Annotated in this window: 12 protein-coding genes; 6 read left to right on the top strand and 6 right to left on the bottom strand. The window is 67.9% G+C overall.

Annotated elements, in window-relative coordinates; translation table 11 throughout:
• Window positions 1-289 precede the first annotated feature (289 nt).
• On the bottom strand, window positions 290-985 hold the full coding sequence (locus ACFYWY_RS37570; RefSeq protein ID WP_389195801.1) for a CPBP family intramembrane glutamic endopeptidase: 696 nt from the start codon (window positions 983-985) through the stop codon (window positions 290-292).
• A gap of 333 nt (window positions 986-1,318) precedes the next feature.
• Between ACFYWY_RS37570 and ACFYWY_RS37565 the strand changes: the two genes are divergently transcribed.
• The 4 genes from ACFYWY_RS37565 (at window position 1,319) to ACFYWY_RS37550 (ending at window position 5,807) form a co-directional block, all read left to right on the top strand.
• Window positions 1,319-1,651, top strand: a complete 333-nt coding sequence (locus ACFYWY_RS37565; protein WP_389195798.1) for a putative quinol monooxygenase — start codon at window positions 1,319-1,321, stop codon at window positions 1,649-1,651.
• Window positions 1,652-1,895: 244 nt separating this feature from the next.
• Window positions 1,896-2,699: a hypothetical protein gene (locus tag ACFYWY_RS37560; protein ID WP_389195795.1), complete on the top strand. Its 804-nt coding sequence runs from the start codon at window positions 1,896-1,898 to the stop codon at window positions 2,697-2,699.
• A 393-nt stretch (window positions 2,700-3,092) separates the two neighbouring features.
• Entirely contained in the window at window positions 3,093-4,643 is a 1,551-nt protein-coding gene (locus tag ACFYWY_RS37555; RefSeq protein WP_389195792.1) for a serine/threonine-protein kinase, read from the top strand.
• Window positions 4,644-4,850: 207 nt separating this feature from the next.
• Window positions 4,851-5,807, top strand: a complete 957-nt coding sequence (locus tag ACFYWY_RS37550; RefSeq protein ID WP_389195789.1) for an aldo/keto reductase family oxidoreductase — start codon at window positions 4,851-4,853, stop codon at window positions 5,805-5,807.
• Between the two features lie 226 nt (window positions 5,808-6,033).
• On the opposite strand, the gene ACFYWY_RS37545 is transcribed toward ACFYWY_RS37550, so the two are convergent.
• The 4 genes from ACFYWY_RS37545 to ACFYWY_RS37530 form a co-directional block, all read right to left on the bottom strand.
• Window positions 6,034-7,269 carry a PP2C family protein-serine/threonine phosphatase gene (locus ACFYWY_RS37545; protein WP_389195804.1) on the bottom strand — a complete coding sequence of 412 codons (1,236 nt, stop codon included), beginning with the start codon at window positions 7,267-7,269 and terminating at the stop codon, window positions 6,034-6,036.
• 104 nt (window positions 7,270-7,373) lie between these two features.
• Window positions 7,374-8,642: a PQQ-binding-like beta-propeller repeat protein gene (locus tag ACFYWY_RS37540; protein WP_389195786.1), complete on the bottom strand. Its 1,269-nt coding sequence runs from the start codon at window positions 8,640-8,642 to the stop codon at window positions 7,374-7,376.
• A gap of 93 nt (window positions 8,643-8,735) precedes the next feature.
• On the bottom strand, window positions 8,736-9,131 hold the full coding sequence (locus tag ACFYWY_RS37535) for a DUF2267 domain-containing protein (protein WP_389195783.1): 396 nt from the start codon (window positions 9,129-9,131) through the stop codon (window positions 8,736-8,738).
• Between the two features lie 88 nt (window positions 9,132-9,219).
• Window positions 9,220-9,654, bottom strand: coding sequence for an Hsp20/alpha crystallin family protein (locus ACFYWY_RS37530; protein ID WP_389195780.1), 435 nt, complete (start codon window positions 9,652-9,654; stop codon window positions 9,220-9,222).
• A gap of 131 nt (window positions 9,655-9,785) precedes the next feature.
• Here ACFYWY_RS37530 and ACFYWY_RS37525 point away from each other — a divergent pair, with 131 nt between their 5' ends.
• Window positions 9,786-10,460, top strand: coding sequence for a type III effector protein (locus ACFYWY_RS37525; RefSeq protein WP_389195777.1), 675 nt, complete (start codon window positions 9,786-9,788; stop codon window positions 10,458-10,460).
• Between the two features lie 202 nt (window positions 10,461-10,662).
• Here ACFYWY_RS37525 and ACFYWY_RS37520 read toward each other — a convergent pair whose 3' ends face one another.
• Complete coding sequence (locus ACFYWY_RS37520; RefSeq protein WP_389195774.1) at window positions 10,663-12,333, bottom strand: serine/threonine-protein kinase; 1,671 nt, start codon at window positions 12,331-12,333, stop codon at window positions 10,663-10,665.
• 309 nt (window positions 12,334-12,642) lie between these two features.
• Here ACFYWY_RS37520 and ACFYWY_RS37515 point away from each other — a divergent pair, with 309 nt between their 5' ends.
• Window positions 12,643-12,846 (top strand): cold-shock protein, encoded by a 204-nt coding sequence (locus ACFYWY_RS37515; RefSeq protein ID WP_215096315.1) that lies wholly within the window; start codon window positions 12,643-12,645, stop codon window positions 12,844-12,846.
• Window positions 12,847-12,978: the final 132 nt, after the last annotated feature.

Raw genomic sequence — 12,978 nt, 5'->3', positions numbered from 1 at the left:
CCACCGCCCTGATGCAGCGTCAGCCCACTAGACTCGAAACAGGCACGCTGACCAGGACAAATGGAGAAACGCAACTGGAGTACTAGTACTCCAGCGGGAGATCATGTCCTGAGCTGGTCGGTTTGGTGGTTCCGGTCATGGTGGGGATGGTTGAAGCCGAGTCCTGGGCTGCGAGTTGGAGTCACGTGGTCTGCAGTGAACACGGCCACTCCTACGCCGTGATGAGCTCGCACACCGCCGAGGCATTGCACGTCCGCTGCTTGCGAGTCTCAAAGTAGGACCGCCGCGTTCAACTGGCGCCCCACCACCGGTCTGCCCCCCAAGCGAGGACGTACCCCTCGCCGTTCAGGGCCCAGTGCAGCGCCGCAGATGGCAGCAGGCTGCCGGATCTGCGACGCAGCTCGCAGAAGACCACGCCGGCGGCCGCCGTGCCGACGACGGCCGCGGCAACGGACAGCGCGACGCCGAGCGTGCTGTGGCCGAAGACAGCCCCGACGGCGCTGTTGGCTCTGGTGATGCCCAGCGAGGGAAGCACGTGCCAGAAGCCGAACAGGATCGAGGAGACCGACGTTGCCCAGCCGACGCCCCATCGCCGCTCGACCATTGCCCACAAGACGCCCCGGAAGGCGACTTCCTCAAGCAGTACGGTGCCGAACGGCACGCGGATCAGTACCCGGAACAGCAGCTGGCCCACGGACAGGTCGTCGGCACGCTCATCCAGGAACAACGGGCGGGTGAGCGGAACGGCCAACGCCATGAGATAGCTGACCAGCACCGCTCCGGCCAGGACCAGCCCCCACCGCAGTCCGCGGCCGAGCGTTGCCTTACCGAGTCCGAGGTCGGTCCAAGTGATGCCGTCCCAGCGAGCAATCAGAATCAGCACCGCGGCCGCGGCGACGCAGACAGGGACGTACAACTCAGGTGCGAGCCGGTTGTTCAGCGCGTTCACGACCACGAGAACGGCGACGGCCAGGAGAATCCGCATGGTGATGCCAGGATCCTCGATCGGCCACCGTAACCGCTGGTTTCCCCGGCGTGTCCGGGGACGACGCCCAGACGCGGCACATCGCGTCCCGTTTCGCCGAGATCTGACGGCGGGTCGTCCCCACCGCCGGATACCCGGCAGGTCACCGGGCCCACTACAACCGGCGGCGACGCCACTCGGCGAGCGGCTACCTCACCCCGGCCGTGTTCGAACGGTGGGTGATCACATCACGTAATCTGTCACTCGTCGCGTGAAACCCGGTGTCCACTCCTGAGGTTCAACCTCAAGGAGGCGGCGCGCGCATTCCGTGGACAGTCCAGCGAGAGGAATCCGATGATTTTCATCACGGCTAAGTTCAAGGTCCGCCCCGAGTACGCCGACCGGTGGCCTGAGATCACCGCCGACTTCACCGCCGGCTCGCGCGGTGAGCCGGGCTGCCTGTGGTTCGACTGGTCGCGGAGCATTGAGGACCCCACGGAGTACGTGCTGGTCGAGGCATTCCGAGACGACGATGCCGGGGCAGCGCATGTGCAGTCCGAGCACTTCCAGGCCGCGCGGCGGACTCTGCCGTCCCACCTGGCTGAGACCCCCCGGATTGTGAACGTGAAGGTCCCGCATGACGACTGGTCACTGCTGGGTGAGATGGCTGTCACCGGCATGGAATAGCCCCGAACAGTCCTCTGCTCTTTCTCTAGGGGGCAGCTCGATATTTTCGTAATCCTCAGGCGTGGCGTCCCTGATAGTGATGTCCACTCTCCGAAGCGTGCAGCAGGTACGACAACGGGCCGCCGTATCGTCGAGTGACGCCCCATCGCGATGTGGTGCAAGACACACGTCAGCGGTACATCGAGCAACGTGCGTTGTGAGTCCGAGTGGTTGGTACGAAAAGCGATCAAGGAAGTGACAAACGGTGACCAACCGCAAGATTCTGGCCGTGGCGGCGCTGTGCGTGACCGCCACCGTCGGCCTGACCGCCTGTGGCGGCGGACAGAGTGAGGACCACGCGGACAAGGCGGACAAGGCAGCGAGCTCCCCGCCGTCGCCGAAAGCCCCGGTGGACCCGTTCGAGGGCCTCACCGCCAACCAGATCGCCGACAAGGCCCTTGAGGCCACCAAATCCGCCGACTCGCTCAAGGTTGCGGGCGAGGGTAAGGACGACGGCAAGGACCTGTCTCTGGAGTTCGCGCTCAGCAAGGCGGGGGACTGCACCGGCAAGTTCAGCTACATCGGCTCGGGCCAGGCCGAGCTTCTCGTCGTCGACAAGGTCCCCTACATGAAGGGTGACGAGGCGTTCTGGAAGGAGATAGGCAAGCAGAAGGGCACCTCGGCCAAACAGACCACCGCCCTGGCGGAACTGCTGAAGGGCCGTTGGATGAAGGCCCCGGCCAAGAACGCCAACAAGATGGGCGACGCCTGTAACCTCGACGCACTCCTCAAGAAGATGGACGACGGTCACACCTCCGGTGCGACCAAGGGCGCGCCCGCCGAGATCAACGGTCAGAAGGCCATCACACTGACCCGCAAGGAGGGTGCGGAGACGCACACCTTCTACATCGCCACCGAGGGACAACCGTACTTCCTCAAGGCCGTCACCGAGGGCGGCGACGAGCCCAACACAATGTCCTTCTCCGACTACAACAAGCCGGTCGCGGTCACCGCCCCGCCGGCCGACCAGATCTTCGACCTGGACAAGGTCAAGGCAGCAGGTTCCTGAGCCGTGACCCTGTGAGCCAACGGGGACCACTGACGCTTGGCACCGTCAGTGGCCCCCGTCAGCCCAGGCCTTGTGAGTCAGGTCGATCTTTATGTCGTACCCGCTCAAGCGGTCCTTCCTCCACGGATCCGCAGCGGCGCCGGGAGATCACTGCGAGCGGGAGACGATGTCGAGGAACCAGCCTGCCCCGATTCGCCATTGGACAGCCCGGATAATGCGCATGGACGAACCGCTGCTGCCGGCCTGGGGGACCCCTGGAGCTGTGGCTGGGTGGCCCGTGGTGCGTGTGGTGGGTGATGCTTGGTGCGGATGTTGCGGAAGCGGCTCTTGGTTGGGCTGGTCCGGGGGCTGAGCCTGGTTGACGGTGTGCAGGTGTGAGGGGGCGGCGGGGGCGTGGAGTTGCTGGACGAGTCGGATCCCGGGGCTGTTGGCGGCTATCCGCTACTGTCCCGGCTCGGTGAGGGTGGCATGGGGCGGGTGTATCTGTCCCGGACGGTGTCGGGGCGTCCGCTGGCGTTGAAGACGGTGCGTGCCGAGTTCGGTCGGGAACCGGGGTTCGAGGAACGGTTCGCGCGTGAAATCCGTAACAGCGACCGGGTGCGCTCCCCTTGGACCACTGCGGTGGTCGACTACAGCCCGGTGGGTCAGCGGCCGCAGTGGCTCGCCACGGAGTACGTGGCCGCGCCTTCCTTGGCTGAGTGGGTGCAGCGGTACGGCCGGCTGCCTGAGCGGTCGGTACTTGCTCTGGCGGCCGAGCTGTGCGGGGCGCTGGGGGCGGTACACGGGGCGGGACTCGCGCACCGGGATGTCAAGCCGTCCAATGTGCTGTTGGGCCGCCATCGCCCATTGCTCATCGACTTCGGGATCGCGCGCGCCATGGAGGACTCGCGTCACACGCGGACCGGCGGCGTGATCGGTTCGCCCGGTTATCTGGCGCCGGAGCAGGCGAGCGCCGGGGGCTCGGGTGCGCCGGCCGATGTCTTCTCCCTGGCTGCGGTGCTGGTGTACGCGGCGACCGGACTGGGCCCCTTTTCCCGCCCGGACGAGGAGATTTCGGCCGCGGTCCTGCTGTACCGCATCGTGCACGAGGAGCCGATCCTCGACGGGGTTCCGGCGTCCCTGACTTCGCTGCTTCGGTCCTGTCTGGCCAAGAACCCGCAGCAGCGGCCTACGGCCGGCGCCATCGGCGCGCTGCTGGAACGCCTGGGCGGCCGGACCGGCACCTGGCCCCAGCTGCTGCCTGAGGCGCTGGAGAGAGACATCGCGGGGCGGGAGGAGGAGGCGCATGCATTGGTCTCTGCCGCAGCGCAACCGCCGCCTGTGGCGCCTGTGTCACCTGAGGCTGCGGATGCCCCGGATTCTGACGGCGCAGGGGCCGCTGATCCGGCGACTACCGGATTCCTGCGACGGCGGCTGTCCAGCCGTACCGCCTGGGCGGCAGGGACCATCACCGCGGCCCTGATCGCCACGGCGGTCACGCTCGTCCTGCAGTATCTACCCGGCAATGATGCATCCGGCGGGACGCCTTCGCCGTCTCCCACCGTCGCTTCTCTGCCCGCCTCCTGGGCGGGTACATGGGTCGGCACCGGCCCGGGCACCCCATCGGCCGACGGCGTCACCCAGGCCCGGACCGGCCACTTCGCCGTCACGCTGACCCTCCACCCGGCACTGCGGGGTGAACTGGCGGGCAAGCAGGTCAGCAAGGTGACCGAAGTGGGCACCGGCCGTGAGCTGGGCTGCACCGAGGCCCTGCAACTGCGGGAGGTACGCAGGACATCCATGGCCTTCGAGGCGATCACCAGCCACCCCACCGACCAATCAGCCGCTGTCTCCTGCCCCAAGGGCAACATCTACGTCGTCACGATGACCGGCCGCGACACCTTGGGCCTGGGCGACGAAGGCGCCCAGTCCGCCGGCGCGCCGTCGACCCTCACCCGGCGCTGACGGGGGCGGCCGTTGTCCGGTGGAACCGCTGTATGTCCAGCCTGGCCTCGGCCGGTCTCCGAACGGCCTTGTCAGCACAGCGTTTGTCCACGCGCAGGTGTACGGCACCGAGTTGGCGTGCCCGAACTCGGGCCAAGGTGGTCTTTCCAGTCGCGGGAGACCGCTGTGGAATCGGCAGCGGCTGATGACGCGTCGTAGGGTGACGCCGTGACGACAGAGGCGGGTGTAGGCGAGGATCGGCTGCTCTACGGGTGCATGGGACTCGGGGGGAGCTGGGATACCGAGCCCTACGGCGCGCAGGAGATCGCTCAGGCCGAGGCAGTGATCGAGGCGGCGCTGGACTGTGGTATCACCACGTTCGATCATGCCGACATCTACCGGCACGGAAAGGCCGAAGCGGTCTTCGGCGAGGTGCTTGCCCGGGCGCCGCAGTTGCGCGAGCGGATCGTCGTGCAGACCAAATGCGGTATCCGTCTCGCGAAGGGAGACCGGCCCGGCGTCTACGACCTGCGCGGCGAGAACATCATCCGGCGGGCCCAGGAGAGCCTGAACCGCCTGCGTACCGACTTCCTCGATGTGTTGCTGCTGCACCGTCCGGATCCCCTGGCGGACCCCGGCGACATCGCCGAGGCGCTGATGTCGCTGCACCGGCAGGGGATGGTGCGCCGGTTCGGCGTGTCGAACATGGGGGCCGCGCAGATCGCGCACCTGCAGGCGCATCTCGATGTGCCGCTGATGGCCAACCAGTTGGAGATGAGCCTGCACCAGCGGGACTGGCTCGAAGCGGGGGTCCTCGTGAACACTCCCGCCGCAGCAGCGAACGGCTTCCCCTTCGGGACGATCGAGTTCTGTCAGGCGAACGGCCTGCGCTTGCAGGCGTGGGGCGCGCTCGCGCAGGGCCGCTTCACCGGTCGGCAGGCGACCGCGGCCGAGCAGGCAACCGCACAGCTCGTCACGTCGCTCGCCGCTGCCAAGGGCACTACACCGGAAACGATCCTGCTGTGGTGGCTGCAGCGGCACCCCGCGCGGATCGCACCAGTTGTCGGAAGCACCCGTCCCGAACGTATTCGTGCGTGCCGCGATGCCGCGCAACACGATCCGGATCTCAGTCATGAAGAGTGGTACGACCTCTGGCTCACAGCCCGCGGCGCTCCTCTGCCCTGAGCTGATCGCGTCCCTGCGGCGGTCAATGCCGGGCGCCCCCGCCCTGCCCGCGCTGCCGGTGTCCGGCGACGGCCGGCCGGCGGGCCCGGCGTGGCAGGTGCCGGATCGCCCACCACTGCTCAAGGTCACACCACCGCGTGAGCCGTCGAGGCCCTTGTGTTCGACCTTGCGCACCGTCCGTCCCGTTGGCACTGACCAGTCACCACTGCCCAGGGAGGCGGAGTGATCATTCCTGGCCAGGAGCAGGCTGCGGCGTAGCTCCAGCGCCCGGTGCTCCGTGGGCGTCGTGGGGGAAGCCGTTCATGTGGATGATCTTCCTGAGCTGGTGTCCTGGCTTGAGTTTGGGCAGGCGCTGGATCACCACCATGGCTGCGTCGTCGCCAAGGCGCCCGCCGACGTGGGCGATGAGGTCGTCGCGGATGTGGTGCAGCAGTGCCTCGGGACCGCTGCCGGTCCATCGGGCGACGCGTTCGGCGAGCGGGTAGAAGGACCGGTCGGGAGAGCGGGCCTCGATCACGCCGTCGGTGTAGAGCAGGAGCGTGTCGTCGTCCTCGAAGGTGAACGCGTCGAGGGTGAAGTCGGTCCTCGGCAGATCGCACATGCCCAGCGGGGGGTCGGGGTGGCGAGCGTGCAGGGTGGTCACGCGGTCCTTGCGCAGCAGCAGAGGCGGGGGATGTCCACAGTTGACCATCTGGGCCCAGGTGTCCTCGTCCGGGATGTCGAGAATCAGCGTGGTGACGAAGTGCTCGTGAACCTCCTCGTGTGCTTCGGAGTGATGAGTGTGCTCTACGTGCTCGGCCAGGTGTCTGCAGATGCTGTTCTCCAGAGTGCCGGCGAGTTCGAGGAGGGTGGCGCACCGGTGGGCGGCTTCCCGGAAGGCGCCCATCAGCACAGAGGCGTCACTGATGGAGGTCAGGCCTTTGCCCCGGACGTCACCGATGATCAGACGCGCTCCGTTCGCGGTGCGCGTCGCCGCGTACAGGTCCCCGCCGATCTGCGCCTCGTCGTCGGCGGCCAGGTACAAGGAGGCGATCCGCAGCGGGCCCATCCGGTGGGGCAGCGGCCGCAGAACCACCCGCTGTGTGGCCTCGGACACCGACCGCACCCGGTCCAGCTCCTGGACGCGACGCTCGCGCGTGCGGCAGAAGTACACCAGGAGGAGCGAGATCACCGCCAGGGCGGCAATCTGCACCTGGTGGTTGGCGGTGAACCCGCCGCGCAGCACAGAGATGACCGTCTGGGCGATCACGGCCAGTGCGCCGATCAGCGCGGTGAGCCGTGGGCCGGCGAACGAGGGCGTGATGGCGGGTGCGACGACCAGCAGGGGACCGAGATGGATGTGCCGCGGGGCCAGGACATCCACGACCGTGATAGCAACGATCAGCGCGAGTGGAATCACCACCAGCGCGTGGCCCGATTGCCATGGCTGCCACAAATCCGCAAGGCGCCGCCGGAGGCCCATACCCATACTCTGCACCCTTCCCGAGGCTCCAGCCAGGCAGGTGCACCTACTGCGATCAGGTGTGACTGAGCGCTTCACTTGGTGGGCCGCGCCAAGTCAAGCGCTCACTGCGTGGCGTCCTGTGGCGGAGGGGCCGGGGACTGCAGGGCGTAGAGGTGGCCGTCGCGGGTGCCGATGTAGGCCAGCCCGTCCATGACTGCTGGGGAGGTCGGCCAGTCAGTGGTGGGGAATTTCCAGTGCAATTGGCCGGTGGCGGCGTCCACCGCGTACAGGTTGCAGTCCCAGCTGCCGGCGTAGACCAGCCCGTCGGTCACCGTCGCGGTGGAGGTCACCGCGCCGGCGGTGAGGTACCTCCAGTGCAATTCGCCGGTTGCGGTAGCCACCGCGTAGAGATGGTTGTCCCAACTGCCGAAGTACACCAGGCCGTTTGCGACAGTGGGGGATGCGGTCACATCGCGGCTGGTGACAAATGCCCACCGCTGTTGCCCGTTGTGTGTGTCCACCGCGTACAGGCTGTTTCTACTGCCGACGTAGACGGTTCCATTGGCTACCGCCGGTGCTGACGACTCGTTCCATTCGTGCCCGGTGGAGAACTTCCACCGCTTCTCCCCGGTGGCTGGGTCCACGGCATACAGGCCGCTCCCGTCACCGTGCCCGCCGGCGTGCACGTACATCACGCCGTCGGCCACCGCCGGGCATGCGAACACTGCGCTGCTGGACAGTTCCCACCGCTGCTCTCCGGTGGCGGCGTCAAGAGCACGCAGGCCTCGTTGACTTCCGACGTACACCATCCCGTCGACTACGGCTGGGCATGAGGTCACGGGGTGACCGGTAGCGACTTTCCAGAGTTGTCGCCCTGTGAGCGCATCCATCGCATACAGGTGGCCGTCCGTGTGCTTCTTGCTGCCGAAGTAGACCACCCCGCCGGCCACTGCCGGTGCCGAGGGCTCGTTCCACTCCAGGCCGGTGGAGAACCTCCACCGCTGCTGCCCGGTGCCCGCATCTACGGCGTATACCTCGGATGCGCTGCTGACGTACACGACGCCGTCCGCCACGGCCGGGTCCGAGACGTGCCTACGGCCGGGGGAGAAATGCCACCGCTGCCTCTCCATACAGGCATTCACCACGCTCGGGCGGCCGGCTCGGCCGCCCGCATACGCCGTACCAGTGGCCGCCGCCGCAGACGTCCTCGCATGGTGCCGAGGCCGGGCAGGTGCGCTGCCAAAAGCAGGCGGCCGATCCCGCCGGAATCCTCGTGTCCCGCGATCCCACAGGGACCTGCGGGCCGCGAATCCCCCAGCTCTCGCGTCTCCATACGGCGCACCCCCATCTCCGCCCAGTGGCCGAGCCCCGTGAGACCGGTCGCGGCTCACCTGGCAGAATCCCGCACAAGACGCGGAAACGGAAGCACACGAACTCGGTGACCAGGCGCCCGCTTGGGTTGGGGCGGGTGTCTGTGGTGGCCTCTATGTGCGCTCGGGGCGGCCGAACAGAAGGTCGTAGCCGGGCGGGAGTTGGAGCAGGACGCGGCGGGTGAGTTCTTCGCCGGCTGCGTCTGCGGTGACGCTGAGGACGGCGCTGACGTCCCAGGTGGCGGTCTGTTCGGTGGCTCCCTCGATCCAGGCCGCGGTGGCTCGCACGAACCGGTCGGGGGAAAGCGGTTCGGCGGTCTGCAGGGGGTTGAGCAGTATCAGGGCGAAGGTTTCCGGGAGCCGGGCGGCCAGCTCGGCCCGTACCTCGCCTACCAGGTGCGCACCCAGGAGTGCCAGAACGGTGCGTGCTGCCCGTTCGGTTTCCTGGGGTGTGGCGTATTCGCCGCGTTCCTGAACTTGGTCGAGGAACGCTTCCCATCGCATGGCCACCGTTGCCCCCTTCTCGAAGTGGGCGCGGAGGACGGGGGAGGGGGAGATCGGTTCCCGTCCTCCGCGGTTTGTGGGGTGTGGATCTGGCTCAGCCGCTGATTTGCCGACGTCCGGATTCTCCGCCGATGGCGATCTTGCGAGGCTTGGCCCGCTCGGCGATCGGGATGCGCAGGGTCAGGACACCGGCTTCGTAGTCGGCCTTGATGTGCTCGGTGTCGAGCGTGTCGGCGAGCACGAGCTGGCGGGAGAACACACCCAGCGGGCGCTCGGAGAGTTCCATCTGCACGTCGTCGGCCTTCGTGACCGGCCGACGCTCCGCCTTGACGGTCAGCATGTTCCGCTCGACGTCGATGTCGATCGCGTCCGTCGTGACGCCGGGCAGATCGAGGTTGATTACGTACTCGTCACCCTCGCGGTAGGCGTCCATCGGCATCGCCGACGGCCTGGACCACGTGCCTGACGTGCCGAGCAGCTGCTGGGTGAGACGGTCGATCTCGCGGAAGGGGTCGGTGCGCATCAACATCACGAAACACCTCCAGTGGCTTTAAGGCAGTACCTGCCAATGCGCTTCACCTATTTACGGTTGTAGCATGTCATCCAAAGGATGACAAGAAGTGAAGTCGTCGAAAGGGTGACACCCGCCGGGAGGGTTCCATGACCGCAGCCGACCAGCCCCGCAAGAGCGGCCCCACCGCCACCTCCTTCCACGTAGCCGCAGCAGCGCTGGACACGATCGCCGAGGCCATACGCACCGCCCAGACAGCCCAGGCCGGCCGCCGACCAGAGTCCGGGCAGGCCAGTTCCGAGCAGGCGCTGGCTGCGCTACTGCTGCTGCGTGAGCTGCGTGACCAGCTCGCCGGATGGGAACCAGGACTGATCGAAACGGCCCGCGAGGCGGGAGCCAGCTGGGCCGACCTCGCCCACCCCCTCGGCGTCGCCAGCCGCCAGGCCGCCGAACGCCGCTACCTGCGCCTGCGCCCCGGAACCCCCGGCACCACCGGCGAACAACGCGTGCTGGCCACCCGCGACCGCCGGGCCGCCGAGCGAACCGTCACCGCCTGGGCCCGCGGCAACGCCGCCGACCTGCGCCAGCTCGCCGGGCAGATCACCGCTCTCACCGACCTCCCCGCCGAGGCCCGCACCCCGCTCGCCCGGCTCGCCGGCGCTCTCGCCGACAACGACGCCGCCAACCTCGTCGAGCCACTGGCGGGCACCCACGCACACCTGAAAGCCTGCTACCCCGAGCTCGCGGCCCGCGTCGACACCATCACCCGCGGCGCCGACCAACTACGTCAGGACAGCAGCAACCACCGCCGCACCACCACTTGAGGGCGTGGTCCGCCGAACCCGCCGACGGATGGGCCGGCGACAAGCAGCTCTACCGCGGTCACCTGCCAAAATTGCCTGGCGGCCCCGGCTACACCGAACAGCAGGCAGCCGACGAAGCCCGGCTTCGCAGCTTGCGGCCACGCCCACACCGGGATTGCGGCGGCACCCATGTCGCCGCGGACCAGGCCGTACTGACGGTAGGTCAGTTCTCCGCCGCGACCTTGTTCAGCACCGATCCGCTGAAGTCGGCGACAAGGTACCCCACCGAGCTGTACTCATCAATGAGATAGACGTTCACCGTCGGCACACTCTCGAAAACGGGACCACGAACGATGACGTAGCGCATCGTCGGCTGTGCGATTCCGAGTTCCTGGTCGGCCTTCTTGACGAGCGCGGGGAGGGTGTCCCAATTGACCTTGCTGACGTCGATCGGGCCTGATTCGGAGCCGATGACCGTGCCGCCCGGACCTTCGTTCGCAGCGTAGCCGTTGCGGAATACGTAGCTGTCGTACTTCTTCCGGCTGCCCTGGACCGGGACTTGAGCGATCGCGTACTCCTTGTACACGGTGAATTCGAAGAACTTCGTGGTCCCCGTCTTGGCCTTCAAGGCCTTGATCGCGCCTCGCACACCCGCAGGTGTGAGCAGATTCTTGGTCTCCTTGGACGGCGGCAGCGCGACCTTGTCCGGCTGCTGGTTGCCGCTCTCCGGGGGAGCGCTGGTGGCAGTGGACGTGTCCTTCGGCTTCCTTTTCGCCGAATCACCCTGGTGTGGAATGAGGTTCAGCGCGATCAACGACACCGCGGTGAGCGCCGCGGCAGCGCTCACCGCGACAGCCGTCCTCCTCCACAGTTTCCGCGGCGGCTGGGGAAACGCATCGGGAACGGTGCCGACAGGCAGCGGCGGGCCGAAACCGAGCGGGCGCGCGTCCGAGGGCGGCGGGCTGTACGGGCCGAATTGCCCCGGCTGAACCGGCGCAGCGGTCTGCGGTACGGACGGGGCCGCGGCCGGTGGCGCAGGCGTCCAATGGAGGGCATTGCTCCCGGCGTCGGCGAGCATCCGCTCCAACTGCCCCGCGTCAGGACGCGCCGCCGCATCGCGCACGAGCAGGGAATTCAGTACAGGGGTGAGCCCTCCGGACCGCACCGGCGCCGGTATCGGGTCATCGAGGACCGCGATCAGCGTGGACATGCTCGTGGCGCGCCGCAGGGGGTGCGTTCCCTCCAGCGCGACGTAGAGCAGCATGCCGAGGGACCACAGGTCGGAGGCCGGGTTGCCCTCCTCGCCGCGGATGCGTTCGGGAGCGATGTACTCGGGCGAGCCGATGAGGTCGCCCGTAGCCGTGAGACTGGTGGACTCGCGCAACACAGCGATGCCGAAGTCCGTCAGGACGGGGCTGCCGTCCGGTCGGAGCAGTACGTTGGCGGGCTTCACATCCCGGTGATGGATGCCCTCGGCGTGCGCGGCCCGGAGGGCGGACAGCACGCCCCGGCCGACTTCCAGCGCCTCGGGGACGGTCAACGGGCCCTGGGCGAGGCGCTCGTGCAAGGACTGCCCGCGGACCAGCTCCATGACGATCCACGGATAGGGGCCGTCGGCGCTGTCCACGATGTGGTGGATGGTCACCACATGCGGGTGGGCGAGTCGGGCGAGCGCCCGGGCCTCGCGGAGCACGCGTTCGCTGAGCATGCGCGCGCGGGCCGGGTCCGCGTCCTGCATCGCCGGATCCGCGGGGCGCACCTCTTTGAGCGCCACCTCGCGGTGCAGCATGATGTCGCGAGCCCGCCACACGGTACCCATTCCGCCACTGCCGAGCCTGCCCAGCAGCTCGAAACGGCCGTCGATGAGCCGTCTGTCAGTCCCCCTGGTGTCCATAGCGGGTCAGCTTACGAGGCGTGCCACCGCCGCCGCCCCATCGGACGTGCAGCGGAGGGCCTCGGCCCTTCGCGAGGGGGCTTCACCACTGCTGCCGACGGTGAGGCACGCCCGTCGGCGGACAAGACTTTCTGATCTACGTGATCGGCCGCCCCGGTCCGTGTAGCGTGTCGGTCAGCTGTCGTGGTTCGAGGTACCGCCCGTGAGCGCGAGCTCACGGGCATCTTGCTGTGCAGAGTCTGAGGACCAGGGCGATCACCTCCGGCTTCCGCACGGTGCGGGAGCCGACTTCGAGTCCTTGGAGGACACATGGCCAGCGGAACTGTGAAGTGGTTCAACTCGGAGAAGGGCTTCGGATTCATCGCCCAGGACGGCGGCGGACCTGACGTCTTCGCGCACTACTCCAACATTGCTACGTCGGGCTTCCGCGAGCTGCAGGAGGGCCAGAAGGTCACGTTCGACATCACGCAGGGCCAGAAGGGCCCCCAGGCGGAGAACATCCTGCCCTCCTAGTTGTAGCGGGACCATTGTCGGGGGCCGGCCCCCGCCGGCCGGGGGCGGGGCCCCCCCCCAGCCCCGCGCCCGGGCAGGACCGGCCGACCCACCGGGCGGCGGTGTTTGTGACCGCGCGGGGTTCGCCCAAAC

Source organism: Streptomyces sp. NPDC002870, from assembly GCF_042888505.1.
GTDB lineage: Bacteria > Actinomycetota > Actinomycetes > Streptomycetales > Streptomycetaceae > Streptomyces.
Note: the sequence above shows the minus strand (reverse complement) of the source record. Positions and strands in the feature narration are given on the sequence as shown.